The organism is Pseudomonas sp. SWRI99 (assembly GCF_014270125.1).
Taxonomy (GTDB): Bacteria; Pseudomonadota; Gammaproteobacteria; order Pseudomonadales; family Pseudomonadaceae; genus Aquipseudomonas; species Aquipseudomonas hamedanensis.
This window is the reverse complement of sequence record NZ_JABWQR010000034.1, coordinates 12,372-29,959: the sequence shown is the minus strand read 5'-3', so window position 1 is coordinate 29,959 and position 17,588 is coordinate 12,372. Positions and strand designations below refer to the sequence as shown.

At 60.8% G+C, this 17,588-nt stretch carries 14 protein-coding genes; 8 read left to right on the top strand and 6 right to left on the bottom strand.

Annotation, left to right across the window (positions count from 1 at the left end; all coding sequences use genetic code 11):
- Positions 1-389: 389 nt before the first annotated feature.
- The 5 genes from fabB to HU743_RS23295 all read right to left on the bottom strand — a co-directional run bounded on the left by fabB (position 390) and on the right by HU743_RS23295 (position 7,343).
- Entirely contained in the window at positions 390-1,610 is a 1,221-nt protein-coding gene (gene fabB / locus HU743_RS23315; protein ID WP_186529698.1) for a beta-ketoacyl-ACP synthase I, read from the bottom strand.
- Between the two features lie 11 nt (positions 1,611-1,621).
- Entirely contained in the window at positions 1,622-2,137 is a 516-nt protein-coding gene (gene fabA / locus HU743_RS23310) for a 3-hydroxyacyl-[acyl-carrier-protein] dehydratase FabA (protein WP_024013962.1), read from the bottom strand.
- A gap of 247 nt (positions 2,138-2,384) precedes the next feature.
- Positions 2,385-4,289, bottom strand: a complete 1,905-nt coding sequence (locus tag HU743_RS23305; protein WP_186651467.1) for an ATP-binding protein — start codon at positions 4,287-4,289, stop codon at positions 2,385-2,387.
- Positions 4,286-5,218: an ABC transporter substrate-binding protein gene (locus HU743_RS23300; RefSeq protein WP_186651466.1), complete on the bottom strand. Its 933-nt coding sequence runs from the start codon at positions 5,216-5,218 to the stop codon at positions 4,286-4,288. The genes HU743_RS23305 and HU743_RS23300 overlap by 4 nt, the downstream gene beginning before the upstream one ends.
- 1 nt (position 5,219) lies before the next feature.
- Positions 5,220-7,343 carry a TonB-dependent receptor gene (locus tag HU743_RS23295; RefSeq protein ID WP_186651464.1) on the bottom strand — a complete coding sequence of 708 codons (2,124 nt, stop codon included), beginning with the start codon at positions 7,341-7,343 and terminating at the stop codon, positions 5,220-5,222.
- Positions 7,344-7,539: 196 nt separating this feature from the next.
- Between HU743_RS23295 and HU743_RS23290 the strand changes: the two genes are divergently transcribed.
- The 5 genes from HU743_RS23290 (at position 7,540) to HU743_RS23270 (ending at position 11,732) form a co-directional block, all read left to right on the top strand.
- Positions 7,540-8,565 carry an NAD(P)H-dependent glycerol-3-phosphate dehydrogenase gene (locus HU743_RS23290; protein ID WP_186651461.1) on the top strand — a complete coding sequence of 342 codons (1,026 nt, stop codon included), beginning with the start codon at positions 7,540-7,542 and terminating at the stop codon, positions 8,563-8,565.
- 16 nt (positions 8,566-8,581) lie between these two features.
- Entirely contained in the window at positions 8,582-8,929 is a 348-nt protein-coding gene (locus HU743_RS23285) for a DUF4389 domain-containing protein (RefSeq protein ID WP_186551744.1), read from the top strand.
- The gene (gene sixA, locus HU743_RS23280; protein WP_186551745.1) at positions 8,926-9,378 is read left to right on the top strand and encodes a phosphohistidine phosphatase SixA; all 453 of its coding nucleotides are present in this window, start codon (positions 8,926-8,928) and stop codon (positions 9,376-9,378) included. The genes HU743_RS23285 and sixA overlap by 4 nt, the downstream gene beginning before the upstream one ends.
- A 223-nt stretch (positions 9,379-9,601) precedes the next feature.
- The gene (locus tag HU743_RS23275; RefSeq protein ID WP_186651459.1) at positions 9,602-11,257 is read left to right on the top strand and encodes an AMP-binding protein; all 1,656 of its coding nucleotides are present in this window, start codon (positions 9,602-9,604) and stop codon (positions 11,255-11,257) included.
- Between the two features lie 31 nt (positions 11,258-11,288).
- Entirely contained in the window at positions 11,289-11,732 is a 444-nt protein-coding gene (locus HU743_RS23270; protein WP_186651457.1) for a hotdog fold thioesterase, read from the top strand.
- 31 nt (positions 11,733-11,763) lie between these two features.
- Here the strand turns inward: HU743_RS23270 and HU743_RS23265 are convergent, their stop codons facing one another.
- The gene (locus tag HU743_RS23265; RefSeq protein WP_186651455.1) at positions 11,764-14,730 is read right to left on the bottom strand and encodes an RHS repeat-associated core domain-containing protein; all 2,967 of its coding nucleotides are present in this window, start codon (positions 14,728-14,730) and stop codon (positions 11,764-11,766) included.
- A gap of 221 nt (positions 14,731-14,951) precedes the next feature.
- Between HU743_RS23265 and HU743_RS23260 the strand changes: the two genes are divergently transcribed.
- From HU743_RS23260 to HU743_RS23250, 3 genes are all read left to right on the top strand, one after another.
- Positions 14,952-15,758, top strand: a complete 807-nt coding sequence (locus HU743_RS23260; protein ID WP_186551749.1) for an alpha/beta hydrolase — start codon at positions 14,952-14,954, stop codon at positions 15,756-15,758.
- The gene (locus HU743_RS23255; protein ID WP_186651453.1) at positions 15,755-16,609 is read left to right on the top strand and encodes an alpha/beta hydrolase; all 855 of its coding nucleotides are present in this window, start codon (positions 15,755-15,757) and stop codon (positions 16,607-16,609) included. The genes HU743_RS23260 and HU743_RS23255 overlap by 4 nt, the downstream gene beginning before the upstream one ends.
- 103 nt (positions 16,610-16,712) lie before the next feature.
- Positions 16,713-17,531: a DUF4892 domain-containing protein gene (locus HU743_RS23250; RefSeq protein ID WP_186651451.1), complete on the top strand. Its 819-nt coding sequence runs from the start codon at positions 16,713-16,715 to the stop codon at positions 17,529-17,531.
- Positions 17,532-17,588: the final 57 nt, after the last annotated feature.

The following is a 17,588-nucleotide window of genomic DNA, read 5'->3' as shown; positions in this document are numbered from 1 at the left end:
TGCTAGCTCCAATTTTTTCAGGTTCTGCAGCAGGCATGTGCAGGACTCTGTTATAGATTTTGTTAGCCAGCTAAGTAAACCGCCGATGGGCGCAAGGTGTTGTTGCGCATTTCGCAACAGTGCTGCAGGCCGCGTAAACCGCGACATTCGGTCGCAGGGCAATTGGTTTCATGACAAAGGTTTCATTTTCAGAACACCGCAAACCCCTTGTAGGAGTGAGCCTGCTCGCGATCGCGGAGTATCAGTCACCGCTGATATTGACTGATCCACCGCTATCGCGAGCAGGCTCACTCCTACACAGATGTGTGTCGGTCAGGAGTTTTCTTCCGGCCAAAAAAAACGCCCCGAACCAGTCGGGGCGTTTTCATGTGTCGCTCAGCAGCGGGGAATTACTTGCCTTCCCAGCGCTTCAACACCAGCGTGGCGTTGGTGCCGCCGAAACCGAAGCTGTTGCTCATCACGGTGTTGAGGGTGGCGTTCTCGCGGGTCTTGGTCAGCACCGGCAGATCGGCCACTTCTGGGTCGAGCTCGTCGATGTTGGCGGAACCGGCAATGAAGTTGCCTTCCATCATCAGCATGCAGTAGATCGCTTCGTGAACGCCGGCGGCGCCCAGGGAGTGACCGGACAGGCTCTTGGTCGAGCTGATGGCTGGAGCCTTGTCGCCGAACACTTCACGCACACCTTTCATTTCCGCGACGTCGCCGACCGGAGTCGAGGTGCCGTGGGTGTTCAGGTAGTCGATCGGGGTGTCGACAGTCGACAGCGCCTGCTGCATGCAGCGGATCGCGCCTTCGCCACTTGGGGCGACCATGTCGTAGCCGTCGGAGGTCGCGCCGTAGCCAACGATCTCGGCGTAGATTTTCGCGCCACGGGCCAGCGCGTGTTCCAGCTCTTCAACGACAACCATGCCGCCGCCGCCAGCGATGACAAAACCGTCACGGTCCTTGTCATAAGCGCGGGAGGCTTGTTCCGGGGTGTCGTTACGCTTGCTGGACAAGGCGCCCATGGCGTCGAACAGGAACGACTGGCTCCAGTGCTCTTCTTCACCGCCACCGGCGAAGACGATGTCCTGCTTGCCCATCTGGATCTGTTCCATGGCGGTACCGATGCAGTGAGCACTGGTGGCGCAGGCAGAAGCGATGGAATAGTTCAGGCCCTTGATCTTGAACGGCGTGGCCAGGCAAGCGGAAACGGTGCTGCTCATGGTCCGCGTAACGCGGTACGGGCCGACGCGTTTCACGCCTTTCTCGCGGAGGATGTCCAGCGCTTCCATCTGGTTCAGCGTGGAAGCACCGCCGGAGCCGGCGATCAGGCCGGTACGCGGGTTGGACACTTGCTCTTCGGTCAGGCCGGAGTCAGTGATCGCGTCTTTCATGGCCAGGTAGGCGTAAGCCGCTGCGTGGCCGACGAAGCGATAGATCTTGCGATCGATCAGCTCTTCAAGGTTGAGGTCGATGGAGCCGGAAACCTGGCTACGCAGACCCATTTCAGCATATTCCGGGTTGAACCGGATGCCAGGGCGGCTTGCACGCAGGTTAGCGGAGACGGTCTCTTTGTCATTGCCCAGGCACGAAACAATGCCCAGACCAGTGATAACGACGCGGCGCATGCGAATAACCCTTAGAAGTTGTCAGTGGAGGTGAACACGCCGACCCGGAGGCCTTCGGCGGTGTAGATTTCGCGTCCGTCGACACTGACCGAACCATCGGCGATGGCCATGTTCAGCTTGCCCTTGAGGACGCGCTTGATATGAATGTTGTAAGTGACTTTCTTGGCCGTCGGCAGCACCTGGCCGAAGAATTTCACTTCGCCCGAACCCAGCGCACGGCCGCGGCCCGGCAAACCTTGCCAGCCGAGGAAGAAACCGACCAGTTGCCACATGGCATCCAGGCCCAGGCAGCCCGGCATCACCGGATCGCCTTCGAAATGACAGGCGAAGAACCACAGGTCAGGGTTGATATCCAGCTCGGCGACCAATTCACCTTTGCCGTACTTGCCGCCTTCTTCGCTGATATGGGTGATGCGATCCACCATCAGCATGTTCGGGGCGGGCAATTGCGCGTTACCTGGGCCGAACAGCTCACCGCGACTGCAGCGCAGCAGGTCTTCCCGAGTAAAGGCGTTTTGTTTGGTCATGCGAGCTCCTCAATAATCCCATGCGGCAGGTGGGGCAAATCTTCCCGACCGTTCAAAGCGTTCATGCCTCGAACCGGCAGCCTACTCATAGACTATTGCGTTGTGGTGAAAGTCACAGCACCAAGGACATGAATGTACACTTGTGCACTGAAATTTTTATACAAGCCCCTTTCGAGGCTCGTTCGGGTGCCTAAGACTGCCGCACTTTCGCTTTTCACGCCAGTCGCAGATGGTCGAAAAACCGTCACTACCGCACCCAGCGCTGCAGAATCTGCTGTAGGTCGTTGCGTTTGAACGGCTTCGCCAGGTAATCGTTCATGCCCGCTGCCAGACAGGCTTCCCGGTCGCCCTGCAAGGCGTTGGCGGTCAGCGCGATGATCGGTACGTCGCGGCGTCCGGGCAGTTCGCGAATCTGCCGCGTGGCTTCATAGCCGTCGATGATCGGCAGACGGCAGTCCATCAGAATCACCTCGAATTCGCCGCCCTCGGCACTGCGCACCGCTTGCGCGCCATCGGTCGCCACGCTGACGGCAAAACCGAGGCTGCGCAGCATCGCTTCGATCACGGTCTGGTTGACCGGATTGTCCTCGACCAGCAACACTTGGCGTCCTTCACCCTGACCACTGCCGTTCAAGGCTCGTGGCGTAGCCTGTGGCGGCAGTGCCTGTTTATACAGCGCCAAAGGAATTTCCAGCGTGAACACCGAACCGCGACCTTCCTCGCTTTGCGCGCGCAAGGTGCCGCCCATGCGTTCGGCGAGGGTGCGGGCAATCGGCAAACCCAGGCCGGTGCCGCCATAACGCCGGGAAATCGAACTGTCGGCCTGCTGGAACGCGTTGAACATCAACTCCAGGCTTTCGGAAGAAATACCGATGCCGCTGTCACGCACCGAACAGGTGAACCACAGCAGTTCATGATCGAGCGACTGCCATTGTGCTTCGATGCTGACCCGGCCCTGCTCGGTGAACTTCAGCGCATTGCCGACCAGATTGACCAGAATCTGCCGGATTCGGGTCGGGTCGCCCTGAACCTGCAAGCCGCGCATGTCGTCCGGGATCCGCAGGTTCAGCGCCAGGCCACGCTGCACAGCGCTGTGCTGGAACGACTGCGCACAGGCGCCGATCAGTTCGGCGAGGTTGAATGGAATGTGTTCCAGCTCCAGTTCCGCACGCTCGATCCGCGAGAAATCAAGAATGTCGTTGATGACCTTCAGCAGGTGTTCGGTGGATTCTGACGCGAGTGCGGCGTATTCGACCTGCTCTTCGGTCATCTCGGTGGTTTCGAGCAATTGCAACATGCCCAGCACACCGTTCATGGGCGTGCGCAGTTCATGGCTCATCATCGCCAGGAAATCGGACTTGGCGTTGTTGGCCTTTTCCGCTTCCTCGCGGGTCTGGATCAGTTGCGCCATCGCCTGATGCTGCTCGCGGCTGGCCTGTTCCAGCGCCTGGGCGAGGTTGTTGATGTGCTGCGACAGCGCGCCCAGTTCGGTGTCATCGACAATCGGCAACGGGGTTTTATAGTCGCCTTCCTGAATCGCCTTGACGGCATCGCCAATGTCGCGGATCGGCTGCGACAGGCTGCCGGCCAGGCGCCGCGCCAAAATAAACGTGAAGAGCAATGCGAACAGCGCGAGGATCGCGGCCTTGAACACGATTTCCTGCTGGCGCTGGCTGAATGCATCGTTGGACAGGCCGACGATTACCCGGCCCAGATAATCCTCGCTGGCCCCGCTTTTGCTGACGTTGGCGTCCTGGAAAAAATCATTGTGCAAGGCAATCCGTTGCAGGCGCACCGGCGCCTGAAACACTTCGACCTGATGCGGACGGCTGTGGGCCGCCGCCGGTTGCTCGACGTACACGAGAATCCGGTTGGCGCTGTCCTGCACTTCCAGAAAACGCACATTGGGCGTGGCCAGGGTCGCTTTCAGCAGGCTCTCCAGTACTTCGTTGTTACCGGAAATCACTCCGTATTCGGTGGCAGGCGCCAACTGGTTGGCGATCAGTTGGCCGGTGTGGTTCAGCTCCTGGCGCAGATCCTGAATCCGCACGAAGGTAAAGAAACTGATCAGCAGCAAGGTCAGCAGCAAGGCCGGGCCGAGGCTGATCAGTTGGGTGCGGGTGTTGATGTCCCAACGGCGACGGAAAGTCATGGGCGCGGTTCTCCTTCGGCCAGCGCAGTGGCGGCAGACGCTTCATTGAGCGGTTCGATGCCTAAGGAACGAGCCACTTGCGCATTACTTGAGACTTTGAATCGCTCGGGATAGAGCGTGCGCGGCCAGGTTGCCGGCGGCTGGTCGAGCAAGCGGTCGAGGATGCTCAGCCAATCGTTCTGATCGCTGTAGGTGCTGGCCAGGCTGCCGGCGCGTACGAACGCAACGTTGGGGCCGACCAGGGCCACCTGTCGCGAGTAGCTGCTGAGCAACAGGTTTTTCGCGGTTTTCGGGTTGTACAGATCAGGGTCGTCCAGCCCCAGCAATACATCGCTGTTTTTCAACAGCGCTTGCAAGGGCCGGCTGTCATGGGTGTCGTCCCAGCGCTCGCTGACGATGTGCAGGTTCAACGGTTGCGCGGCCAGGTTCAGCTCTTTGAGCAGGAACTCGCTGTGCTGATCGAACAGCACGCCGACCCGTTGGGCCTGCGGCAATATCCGCCGGATCAGCTGCAACTGTCGGCCCAGCGGCGGATCGCTCCACAGCAGGCTCAAGCGCGCCGGCTGTGAATCACCAAAGCGCTGCCGCGCCTGCAAGCGGCTGATGCGCAGCACCAGCGTCGCCGGGCCTTGTGAGTCTTGCCGGCGCCAATCCAGCGCGGGCAGGTCGAGCAGGATCAAGCGCAGGCTCGCCGGCAATTTGCCCGCCGCCGGCAGACTCGCCAGCGGCTGGAAGCGCACGTTATCGGTGGGGCGCAATTCGCTGAGCGCCTGAACGAACGCCTGCACGCCTGGGCTTTCCTCGGCACCGGTCAGCAGAATATCGGCTGCCTGCACCGCGACGCCGTGCAGCCATGCCGTCACAAACAGGCAGAGTCCGGCCAGCCAGTGGCCGGCGCTTGGCATCTTCCGTGACAGGCCGTTGCGCATGCTAGAACTCCAGCTCGGCACTGAAGTACATCAATCGGCGCTCGTCATCGTTGTTATCGACAAAAGTGCTCGGCTCGTGATCGAGGCGCTGCTGCAACACCCCGGCCAGTTGCACCTGCGCCTTGCCCAGCGGGATACGTTTGGCGATGCGCGTGTCGATCCGTTCGAAGCGGTAGCCATTGAGGGCGTTGTCGCCGTAATAGAAGACGGCGCTGTTCCAGCCGTGCCCCCAATCGCGCAGCCAGCCGGCGGAACCGCTGTTGCGCGAGGTGAACTGCTGATCCAGCGGATTGCTCGCCCGGGCATCGACGAAGGCATAGGTGAAACGCAAGCGGTCGGCCACGCTCACGCGCCAGTCCAGTTGGGTTTCCGTGCCGCGAAAGCGTGAGCTGTTGGCATTGCTGGCGATGTACTGGTTGTTGCGCAGTGGCTCGCTGATCATCCCGGTGATTTCGTCATAGAACAGCTTCACATCCAGCGCCAGGCCGAGTTCGGCGAAGTAGCCGTTGTAACCCAATTCCCGCGAGCGCATGTGTTCCTGATCGAGATCGCCGGGGCCGCGGGTCTGGACGAAATAACGCGCCGACGACTGTCCATACGCCGAGGGCCGCAGCTTGCTGACCTGATAGCTCCAGTTGACGTTGTTCTCGAACATGTCCGGCGAGCGAATCGCCTCGGAGTACACCGCGCGCAGGCCGTGGCGCGGGTTGATCAGGTAGTTGATCGCGAAGCGAGGGGTCAGCGAACTGCCGACCAGTTGCGTGTCCTCGAACATCGCCCCGCCCTGTAACAGCCAATGTTCACTGGCGCGCCACTCGAGTTGGCCGAAGGCGCGCCAGGTGGTGTCGTCGAGCGTGCCGTTGAAATACGTTTCGGAGTCGGCGCGGTCGTAGCGATAGTTCATGCCGCTGACCAGACGCAGGCTGTCGGACAGGCTGAGGGTATCTTGCAGTTCAAGGTCGTAGCGCGATTCGCGGGCGCTCTGGTCGATGTCACCGCACAGGGTTCGACTGGCGCCGTTGCGCCATTGACCGAGCACTTGATTGGCCAGCGCCATCTCCTGCGGTGTGCCGGGTGCCGCGCCGGGGCCGGTGAATTGGCTGATGTTGCGCGCCAGGCGTTCGGTGTAGTTGGGGTTCAGTTGCCACAGTTGCGCCAGTTGCGGGCTGAACGAGACCTCGGCGTCGCAGGCGCGCCAGGTCTGCTGGCGATCCCAGTGTTGCACCGAGCCTTGTACGTAAAGGCTGTGTTCGGGGTTGATGTCGAGGTTCCAGCGCACCGAGCCGGCGTAATCCTTGGCCACCACGTCGGAATTGTTCCCGGCGGCGGTAATCCCTGAGAACACCGGGCGGTAGGTATAGGGCCGCTGATTGCTGCCGTCCTTGGCGTTGAGTTGCCAGTCGAGGCTCTGGTCATCGCTCAGGGTGTGGCTGACGGCGAGACTGAGGCGATTCAAGCGGCGGCTGTCGCGGTAGTCGGCGCCGCTGCGATCACTGTCGAAACCGTCGTCCTCCTGGCCGGACAACGACAGGCGCAGATCACCGCCGTTCCAGCCGGTGCCCTGGCTCGCATAGAAGTCGCTGATGCCGCGCTGGCCGCGGGTGTACTTCAGCCGCGTGCCATGGCTGTCCGCGGGGTGGCGGGTGATGATGTTGATCACCGCCATCAGCGCGTTGGCGCCGTAGCTGACGGTGTTCGGCCCGCGAAACACTTCGATGCGTTCGACGTCTTCCAGAGCCACCGGAATATCGCTCCAGTCCACCGTGGCCAGGCCTGCGCGGTACACCGAGCGGCCATCGATCAACACCTGCATGCGCCGCGCGCCGGTGGCATTGGTGCCGTGGTAATTGACCGCGGCCTGATTGCCGTTGAGATGGCCGACCATCATCCCCGGAACCAGGCGCAGCAGCTCGCTGATGTCACGGGCACCGCTGGCGCCGATCAGTTCGCTGTCGAGTACGGTCATGCTCCCCGGCACCTGCGCCGGCGTCTGTTTCAGGCGCGTGGCGGTCAGCACCTGCGGCAGCGTCTGGCTGTCGACAAACAGATCGTCGGCCTGCAGCAGCGGGCTGAACAGCAGCGCCAGCAGCACAGACGAACGCGGTGGGGGAGGGCCAAAAAACACAACGCAGCCTATAGAGCGAAGAATTGGCGCGCATGTTAACCGAGGGCAGCGACTTTTCCAGTCACGTTGTAGGCATTTTCCTAGGTTTTATTGGTCTTCTTCCTACAAGTGTCGGTAATTGACGCAGGGGCTGGCCGCGACCGGGTCGCCCCGTATAATGCCGGCATCGCCACTGGTATGGATTAACGGATTGCATATGACTGAACAGCGCCCGATTGCGGTCCTGGGAGGCGGAAGTTTTGGTACCGCCGTGGCCAATCTGTTGGCCGAGAACGGCCATCAAGTCCGGCAGTGGATGCGTGACCCCGAGCAGGCCGAGGCCATCCGGGTAAACCGCGAAAACCCGCGTTACCTCAAAGGCATCAAGATTCTGCCGGGCGTGACTGCCGTCACCGACCTGCAAGAAACCCTCGATGCCTGCGAGTTGTGCTTCGTTGCGCTGCCGTCCAGCGCACTGCGCACGGTGCTTGCCGCCCATGCTGAGCGGTTGAGCGGCAAAATGCTGGTCAGCCTGACCAAAGGCATCGAAGCCCAGACGTTCAAACTGATGAGCCAGATCCTCGAAGAGATCGCCCCGCAGGCGCGCATTGGCGTGTTGTCCGGGCCGAACCTGGCGCGGGAAATCGCCGAACATGCGCTGACCGCCACGGTGGTCGCCAGTGAAGACGAAGCGCTGTGCAAGCAGGTGCAAGCCGCGCTGCACGGTCGCACCTTTCGCGTGTACGCCAGCGCCGACCGCTTTGGTGTCGAGCTGGGCGGGGCGTTGAAAAATGTCTACGCGATCATCGCCGGCATGGCGGTGGCGCTGAACATGGGCGAGAACACCAAGAGCATGCTGATTACCCGTGCACTGGCGGAAATGACCCGCTTTGCGGTGAATCAAGGGGCCAATCCTATGACCTTCCTCGGCTTGGCCGGGGTCGGTGATCTGATCGTTACCTGTTCCTCGCCCAAGAGCCGCAACTATCAGGTCGGTTTCGCCCTCGGCCAGGGCCTGAGCCTCGATGAAGCTGTGTCGCGCCTGGGGGAAGTCGCCGAAGGGGTCAACACGCTCAAAGTGCTCAAGGCCAAATCGCAAGAGGTCGGCGTGTACATGCCGCTGGTCGCCGGTCTGCACGCGATTCTCTTCGAAGGACGCACGCTGGAGCAGGTGATCGGTCTACTGATGCGCGCCGAACCGAAAACCGACGTCGATTTCATTTCCACCAGCGGTTTCAACTGAGTCAACAGGAAGAGCCATGAACGATCCGAAAACCGAAGCCAAGTACGAATCCATCCTCCTGCGGGTGTTGTGGATGATTGTCTATGTGCTGGTCTGGCAAGTGGCCCAGTTCATCCTCGGCGCCGTGGTGCTGGTGCAACTGATCTACCGTCTGATCTACGGTGCGCCGAGCGCCAGCCTGATGAATTTCGGCGACAGCCTGAGCCAGTTTCTCGCCCAGATTGGCCGTTTCGGCAGTTTTCACAGTGACCAGAAACCCTGGCCGTTCGCCGACTGGCCAACGCCGCGCACCCCGGAAGGCGAAGCGCCGCACACCGTCGCCCCGGCCGCGCATCCGGTGCGCGATGAGGAGCCCAAGCTATGAAACTCTGGGTGCTGCGTCATGGTGAGGCGGTGCCTTACGGCTCGAAGATCGATTCCGAGCGGGAACTGACCGAACATGGCCGTAAAGAAGTCCTGAGCAGCGCCGCTCATTTAATGGGGCAGCCGTTGACGGCGATTTACGCCAGCCCTTATCTGCGCGCGCAGCAAACCGCGCAGATTGTTCGCGAGGCGTTGGGCTTCGAGCCGGAGATTCGCACCGTCGATTGGCTGACACCGGAGAGCGATCCGGACAAAGTCGCCGAGCAATTGGTCTCGGTCAGCAATGTGCTGCTGGTCAGCCATAACCCTTTGGTGGGCAATCTGCTCAGCTATCTGCAGCATGGCGCCGGGCATCCGCCGGAGCGGGTCAGTACGGCGGGGTTGGCGGAGCTTGAGCACAGTGAACTGCTGATTGGCTCGATGAAGCTCAACAGCCTGAAACACCCTTAAACACAACACGCCCTTGTGGGAGCGAGCCTGCTCGCGAAGGCGGTGGTCCATTCGACATTGATGTTGTCTGACCCACCGCTTTCGCGAGCAAGCTCGCTCCCACATTGTTTTTTCCCACATTGGTTTTTTGCGACTCCAAGAAATTATTTGTTTGAAAAATCCAACCAAGCACTTGCTTGGTTGACTACGCTTGCTCCAGACCAAAAAAACAGGAGCGAGTCGCATGTCTGCCGCCTTCCGTTTGCCGCTGGATGTGTTTTACGAACGCGAAGCGCGGCACCCGCGCCAGCGCTTCCTTGTGCAGCCCATCGGCGGCGGGCAGGTCGAGACACTGACCTGGGCCGACGTCGGCCATCAGGCCCGTTGCGCCGCGCACTGGCTACGCGCCCGCGAATTGCCGTCCGGCAGTCATATCGCGCTGATCTCGAAAAATTGCGCGCACTGGATCATTGCCGACCTGGCGATCTGGATGGCCGGACACGTCTCGGTGCCGCTGTACCCCAACCTCACGGCCGAATCGGTGGCGCAGGTGCTCACTCACTCGCAAAGCGCGCTGGCGTTCATCGGCAAACTCGATGACTGGGCGGACATGTCCGAAGGCGTGCCGGTGGGTTTGCCAACCATCAGCCTGCCGCTGCACCCGCCCGGCGCGTTCGATTTCAGTTGGGCGGACCTGCAAGGTTGTTCGCCGATTCAGGACGACCCGCGTCCCGCCGCCGAGCAACTGGCGACCATTATTTACACCTCTGGCACCACTGGCCTGCCCAAGGGCGTGATGCACAGTTTCGCTAATCTTGGTTTCGCCACCAGTCGCGGCACGCAGTTGTTCGGTCTCAACGAGGACGATCGACTGCTGTCGTATTTGCCGCTGTGCCATGTCGCCGAACGCATGTTTGTCGAGCTGGCGTCGATCTACACCGGGCAGACGGTATTTTTCGCTGAGAGCCTCGATACTTTCATCATCGACCTCAAGCGGGCGCGGCCGACCGCGATGTTCGGCGTGCCGCGCATCTGGACCAAGTTCCAGATGGGCGTGTACAGCAAGATCCCGGCGAAACGTCTGGATTTTCTCCTCGGCCTGCCGTTGATTGGCAAACGGGTCGGGCACAAGGTGCTGGCGGGTCTGGGGCTGGATGCCTTGCGCGTGGCGCTGTCCGGCGCCGCGCCCGTGCCGCCGACCCTGCTCGCCTGGTATCAGAAACTCGGCCTCGATGTGCTGGAGGTCTACGGCATGACCGAGGGTTGCGGCTACTCGCATATCTGCCTGCCCGGCGAGTACCGACAAGGCTGGATTGGCAAACCTTGTCCGGAGGTTGAAGTGCGCATCGATGCGTCCGGCGAAGTGCAAGTGCGCAGCCGGGCGAACATGCTCGGCTATTTCAAGGAACCGCAAAAAACCGCCGAGACCCTGACCGAAGACGGCTTTCTGCGCACCGGCGACAAGGGCGAGCAGGACAGCGAAGGGCGCCTGCGCCTGACCGGGCGGCTCAAGGAAATCTTCAAGACCAGCAAAGGCAAATATGTCGCGCCGGCGCCCATCGAGAATCGCCTGGCGGTGCATTCGCGAATCGAACAGGTCTGTGTGGTGGGCGATGGTTTGAGTGCGCCGTTAGGCTTGTGTGTGCTGTCCTCGGTCAGCCAGGACGAGGGGCGGGTGAGTCTGCAGACGAGCCTGGAAAAACTGCTGGAGGAGGTCAATGCTGTGCTCGACAAGCATGAGCGCCTGCACCGGCTGGTGGTGGTCAAGGACAGCTGGGCCGTGGAAAACGGCTTTCTCACGCCGACCCTGAAAATCAAGCGCAACGTGATCGAAGACCGTTATGGCGCCCGTTTCGAAGAATGGAGCGAGCGCCGCGAGGCAGTGCTGTGGCAGGATTGAGCGACGACTAAAACAACAAGGGAAGTCTGCAATGAGCCTGTGGCGTACCATTCCAAACATCGAGCAGTTGAACGCGATCCAGAAAAATACCATTGGTGAAGTGCTCGACATCCGCTTCGAAGCATTCGACGAGCAGTCGCTGACGGCGAGCATGGTCATCGATCATCGCACTCACCAACCGTACGGTTTGCTGCACGGCGGCGCCTCGGTGGTGTTGGCGGAAACTGTCGGTTCGATGGCCAGTTATCTGTGTATCGATGCCAGCAAGTTTTACTGCGTGGGGCTGGAGATCAACGCCAACCACCTGCGCGGATTGCGCAGTGGACGGGTGACAGCGGTGGCCACGCCGATTCACATTGGCCGCACCACCCATGTCTGGGATATCCGCCTGACCGGCGACGAAGGCAAGGCCAGTTGCGTGTCGCGCCTGACCATGGCGGTGGTGCCGCTGGGAGAGCAGCCGCCGCTGCGGTGATGGCAGCGGTAAGGCGATAGCATCAGCTTGCTTAAAAGTTGAGTTGTGCTCGGGAATATTTTCGCTGACCAGGACTGGTTTCGCTAACGAAGTAGACCTGGTCGACGTCGGTTGGTGGGCTTTCGGCACCGACCTCGTTTTTTTCAACGTCCCACGAAGTTCTTCCCAGTTCTGCGCTCAGGCCAGGCTTGGCAATCGTGACAAACGTCGAGCGTATGTCGCCGATCGCGCTCACGACTGCACGGCTCACCGCCGTTCGGGTGTGTGGGTCCAACGTGTCGTAGCCAGGGATCTGTGATAAAGCCAGATTGGCGACCTGCCCCAACGATAAAAAGAAATGACGGCTGCTGTAGCCGACCACGGCGTTTTCCTGATTGAAGGTCGGTTCGCGATCATTCGAGGGGATGGTCGGGGTTCCCCTCAGCCCTCTCACGACTGAGGCAGCGGCAGCACTGGCAGCCGTGACTGCCGAGACGGAAAGAACGGACTGCAACACATTTCCGGTTGCATCCGTGCCAAACAGCGTTGAGCCGCCGAACCCGGTGGCGCCTGCTGCCAACCCTGCGCCAGCTACGCTGGCCGCTCCCGTGAGCGGATCGACACGGCCCACAGCGGGGTTGCTCGGGCCGGCATTGGCCAGATACTGCGCCGACATTTCACGAAACAGGGTACCGAAGGCGCTGCCAATCTGGCCCGCCGCGGCTGCATTCCCGCGTGGATCGAGCATGCCGAGCAGGGACGGCGCGGCGCCCAGGGCCGCACCTATTACAGCACCGCCGATTTTCGCAGCCAGAGGTCCCCAATCTGCCGGGGAACTGATGTGCATAGAGCTTTGCGCCCAGTTGGCACCGGCATAGCCGCTTATGCCACCCGTTACGGCACCCGCCAAAGCACCTCCAATGCTCACCGCAACGTTCGCCGGCGGCAGGAAACCCACGAATGCCGCTTGCGCGGCAGTGGCAAAAGCTGCGCTGACAAACTCTCGCGTGGCTGTCGCACCCGCTGCCCTGGCGGTATCCAATCCGGTCAGTCCTTGGCGGTCGACAAACCTGACGGGATTGCCGCGCACCATCAAGTATCGATTCATACCATCGGTGATGCCCACCGGATCCGGGCTGATCCAGCGCATCAACCAAGGCGCATAGAAACGCTGGCCATAATAATAAAGGCCGGTGGCATCAAGCTCCTGGCCTGCGTAGCGGCGGGTCTTGTAACGGGCCTGTACCTGATCGGGCCCTGCCCACCACGAGGTGCCACCGTAGGGAAAATAGTTCTCTTCACAAATAGTGTTGCCCTGATCGTCGAGCACCAGCATGTTCGAGCCCAGATGATTGCTGAACTGGTAGCGATACTGATCGGCAACCATGCCCTCGGTAGCCCAGTGCAGGACTTCAACAGCACAACGTCCTGCCTGCACTGAAATGACCTGCAAGGTTTCATCGGCTCTATTGCGTATTTCCAGCTCTGGCAGATAGCGCGTTTCATGCTGTTGCACGATCGCCGCCGTTTGTACGAGGCGGACTTTGCGCTTGCGCTGACCCGCGCCGTCGTACACATAGCGTTCGCAGTCGTTTGCAGCATCCTTGCGCCTGACCTGATCGACCTGGAGCAATCGTCCGCCAGCACTCCACTGCAATATCTGGCCGGGCTGGAGCGTTTTCCGGTTGCCGTTGATATCGAAGCCGGCGGCAATTTCCAGTTCGTCGGGCAGTGTGCCGCTGATCGTTTGTTCCATGCCGCGATTGCTGTATCTGGAAATCGCCGTGCGCTGCGTCCAACTCTTGCTTGCGGCACTATGAACCAGGGTGGTGAGGTTGCCGGCCTCATCATAGGTGTACGTCTGGCGGTAGTTTTCGAGCTGGGCGGAATCTGGTGGAGAGCTGAAGATCGGCTCCGCGGGACCATTGACCGTGCTGCTTCGCTGCCAGCCCGTGGCACCGATCAATTGGTAGAGGCTGTCATAAATAAACGACGAAACAGGGTTGATCGTCTGGTTGCGAAAAAAGCGCGTGGGCTGGGCCATATCCTCGACACTGAGGATGTTGCCGACTGGATCGTAGCGATAGAGCAGATGTTGCAGGGCAGGGCGCCCGTCCGTTCCGGCAATGATCTCAACAAGTCGACCGCTCTGTGGATCGTAGGAATTCTGGCTTATCACGCCATTGGCGGCCGCTTGGCGCACCACCTGATCGTCCGCGTTGTACTGGATGTCGTGCAGCAACAGTCTGGGATGCGAGTCTTGCGCGACTTTCAGACTGATTTGCTTGAGTTGTCCGGCGACGTTCAGTTGGAGTCGCTTTTGATTGCTCATGGCGTCTTGCTGGCTGATCGTCTCCCCCAAGGCGTTATAGCAGACATGGGTAGTTGCACCACTCCCGGACTCGTGGAGCAGGTCTCTTTCCGCCAAGGCTGGCGGCCAGTCCGGCTCGTTAATTTCACTGAGAAAATGCCGTACACACCTGATTGGCTCACCGTTGAGGGTGTATTCAGGAAAAAACTCGCTTCCAGCACTGTCATCATGGCGAATCATGCGGTCGCATTGGTTGTGCGCTGCGCACGATGGCGAGCTGTCGCCGTAACTGAAAAAACCGCTGTTTCTGGCACTTGTGCCCAGTACCTGTTCAACGAGACTGATGGGACGCAGCCGCAAGTCATAGAAGGTCAGCGTCTGCGTCATCTGCCCGTCCCACTCGATGAGGCGTTGTCCTGCCGCGCCTGGCAAGGTCAGCCGAAGTGCGCCATCAACACTGTCGCTTGAAAGGGACCGGCCGGAGAGGCTGGAAATCAACTTCAGGTTTGGGCGGGCATCCGGTTCGCGCTGTTGCAGCGCATACAGGCGTGGATCGCAGGCGTCAGTCAGTCGACCGGCAGCGTTGTAGCGTTGGCGATAAATACGCGGGTCGGTCGGCCCACCTGGGGTTACACGACAATAGGACACCGTGGCAATGTTCAGCCCACGTGAATCCATCACGGAAACCGTCGGTGTATGCGTGTGCATGAAGCAGCCATCCCGAGTTCGTGGACCTGATTCGTTTATCGTGCACAGGAAGCCAGCGGTCAACTGTCAGAAATTACAGGTCGTCGAAGTTTGCGACGACTGGCCTGACGTCAGTATGGATAAAACAACATCGCCACTATTCGTGGCCGTTACGGTCATTGCTGTCCGCGCGGGTCTTGCGGACAATCATCCTCATGTTTTCGCCCACTGGATTTGCCCGCATGTCGCAACCGATCTTTTTCGCCCACGCCAACGGCTTTCCCTCGGGCACCTATGGCAAGTTGTTCGCGGCGCTGGCGCCCGAGTACCGGGTTGCACATCTACAGCAGCACGCCCATGACCCGCGTTTTCCGGCGGATGACAACTGGTACAACCTGGTCGATGAACTGATCCATCACTTGCAGCAGCAGGACCAACCGGTGTGGGGCGTCGGTCATTCCTTTGGTGGCGTACTCCATTTGCACGCGGCGTTGCGTTGTCCTGAGCTGTATCGCGGGGTGGTGATGCTCGATTCGCCAGTGCTGACCCGCACCGATCAATGGGTGATTCGTGCGGCCAAGCGCTTCGGGTTCATCGACCGGCTGACCCCGGCCGGGCGTACGCTCGGGCGTCGTGAAGAGTTCGCCGATCTTGACAGCGCACGCAGTTACTTTGCCGGCAAAAGCCTGTTTCGCGGTTTCGACCCCGAATGCTTCGATGCCTACCTGCAACACGGGCTGCATCGGGTAGACGACAAGCTGCGGCTGCGTTTCGACCCGGCCACTGAAATCAGCATTTATCGGGGCGTGCCGCACACCAGTCCCGGGCGCACCCGGCAATTGCAGGTGCCGCTGGCCGTGGTGCGCGGACACAAAAGCCGTGTGGTGATGCGTCACCACACCCGTTTTGTTTCGCGTCTGCCACAAGGCGAGGCGCTGAGCATGCCCGGCGGGCACATGTTTCCGCTTGAGCGCCCGCAGGACACCGCGCGGTTACTCAAGAGTCTGTTCGCTCGCTGGGAAAGCCGTCAGGCTCAGGATTGCGCATGAGCCCGACCTTCGAAGAAGTGCGTCTGAGCTTGCCGCATATTGAACTGGCGGCGCATTTGTTCGGCCCCGAGAACGGCTTGCCGGTGATCGCCCTGCACGGCTGGCTCGATAACGCCAACAGTTTTGCCCGCCTTGCGCCCAAACTCAAAGGCTTGCGCATCATTGCGCTGGACATGGCCGGACACGGACATTCCGGGCACCGGCCGAACGGCGCCGGCTATGCGCTGTGGGATTACGCCCACGACGTTTTGCAGGTCGCCGAGCAACTGGGCTGGAAGCGTTTCGGCCTGCTCGGGCATTCGATGGGCGCTATCGTGTCGATGGTGCTGGCGGGATCGCTGCCGGAGCGGATCAGCCATCTGGCGCTGATCGATGGGGTGATTCCACCGACCGACAAAGGCGAAAACGCTGCCGAGCGGATGGGCATGGCCCTGCAAGCCCAACTGGATCTGCGGGAAAAACGCAAACCGGTCTACACCACACTCGACCGAGCGATCGAAGCGCGCATGAAAGGCCTGGTGGCGGTCAGTCGCGAAGCGGCCGAGCTGCTGGCCCAGCGCGGTCTGATGCCGGTGCCCGGCGGTTATACCTGGCGCACCGATAATCGCCTGACCCTGCCATCGCCGCTGCGCCTGACCGAGGAACAGGCGATGGCGTTCGCGCTTCGAGTCAGTTGTCCGGCGCACCTGGTGGTTGCGGCTGACGGCATGCTGGCCAGGCATCCCGAACTGCTGGAGCGTCTGCCCTTTAGCCATGAACAGCTGCCGGGCGGACACCATTTGCACCTGAACGACGAGGCCGGCGCGGATCTTGTCGCAGACTGTTTCAATCGCTTCTTCGCCATTCCTTGACTTGCTGCGGGCAACTGCCGAGGCTGGGCGGGTTGAAATGGGAGATAACCACGATGGATGTCTACACCGCTGCACCCCCGATTTGCCACGCCTTGGCGATCCGATGAGCCTGACCAAGCGCTCACTCAGTCTGCTGGCGCTGTGTTCTATCAGTTGCTTTTCGTTCGCCGCGGATGTGCCGGGCAGTCAGGATTTGCCGATCGTGCCGCGTCTGGCCGATGCGCAAATCGTCGACTATCGGCCTGCCGTCGAGCTGGAAAGAATCTATCCGCTGGGTTCGATCCGCAAGATCAGCGGCCAACTGCGCTTCGACGGGCAAGTGACCGCGCGTGGCCAGACCACTTCGGTGACCTACGAGTTGCCGCCCGAACATTCCGCCACCGACGCATTCACCGCCGCCCGCCAGGCCCTGCAAAAGCAGGATGCCGAGTTGCTGTTCTGGTGTCAGGCCCGCGACTGCGGAGAGAGCAGCCTGTGGGCCAACGAGGTATTCGGCAATGCCAAGCTGTACGGTTCCGATGAGCAACAGGCGTACCTGTTGCTGAGGCTGGCGGCGCCGAGGGACAACACACTCGTGGCGCTCTACAGCATCACGCGCGGCAATCGCAAAGCCTATCTGCACGTCGAACAGTTCGAGGCGAACGCGCCGTTGGGCGAGTTGCTGCCGACCTCGGCGACCTTGTTGCGTCAGCTCAAGAGTACCGGCGAGCTGGATTTCCCCGATCGAGTGGATGAGCCGGGTGAGCCTTGGTTACGCTTGATTTCCCGCAGCCTCAATCTCGACACTACCTTACGGGTCACGGTCTCCGGGCCCAAGGCCGAAGCCTGGCGCCAGGCGCTGATCAATCAGGGCGTACGCGCGGCACGCATGGAAACCGGTAATCTCGAAGGCGCCGGACTGCGCATCCACCTGTTGCGATAAGCTGTATCGGCGAACACCGGCGAGGTGTTCGCCTACTCTTGGCCTGACTGACTATTT

Coding starts and splice junctions, on each gene's coding strand:
- fabB (WP_186529698.1), bottom strand. CDS start 1,610: ATGCGCCGCGTCGTTATCACTGGTCTGGGCATTGTTTCGTGCCTGGGC.
- fabA (WP_024013962.1), bottom strand. CDS start 2,137: ATGACCAAACAAAACGCCTTTACTCGGGAAGACCTGCTGCGCTGCAGT.
- HU743_RS23305 (WP_186651467.1), bottom strand. CDS start 4,289: ATGACTTTCCGTCGCCGTTGGGACATCAACACCCGCACCCAACTGATC.
- HU743_RS23300 (WP_186651466.1), bottom strand. CDS start 5,218: ATGCGCAACGGCCTGTCACGGAAGATGCCAAGCGCCGGCCACTGGCTG.
- HU743_RS23290 (WP_186651461.1), top strand. CDS start 7,540: ATGACTGAACAGCGCCCGATTGCGGTCCTGGGAGGCGGAAGTTTTGGT.
- HU743_RS23285 (WP_186551744.1), top strand. CDS start 8,582: ATGAACGATCCGAAAACCGAAGCCAAGTACGAATCCATCCTCCTGCGG.
- sixA (WP_186551745.1), top strand. CDS start 8,926: ATGAAACTCTGGGTGCTGCGTCATGGTGAGGCGGTGCCTTACGGCTCG.
- HU743_RS23275 (WP_186651459.1), top strand. CDS start 9,602: ATGTCTGCCGCCTTCCGTTTGCCGCTGGATGTGTTTTACGAACGCGAA.
- HU743_RS23270 (WP_186651457.1), top strand. CDS start 11,289: ATGAGCCTGTGGCGTACCATTCCAAACATCGAGCAGTTGAACGCGATC.
- HU743_RS23265 (WP_186651455.1), bottom strand. CDS start 14,730: ATGCACACGCATACACCGACGGTTTCCGTGATGGATTCACGTGGGCTG.
- HU743_RS23260 (WP_186551749.1), top strand. CDS start 14,952: ATGTCGCAACCGATCTTTTTCGCCCACGCCAACGGCTTTCCCTCGGGC.
- HU743_RS23255 (WP_186651453.1), top strand. CDS start 15,755: ATGAGCCCGACCTTCGAAGAAGTGCGTCTGAGCTTGCCGCATATTGAA.
- HU743_RS23250 (WP_186651451.1), top strand. CDS start 16,713: ATGAGCCTGACCAAGCGCTCACTCAGTCTGCTGGCGCTGTGTTCTATC.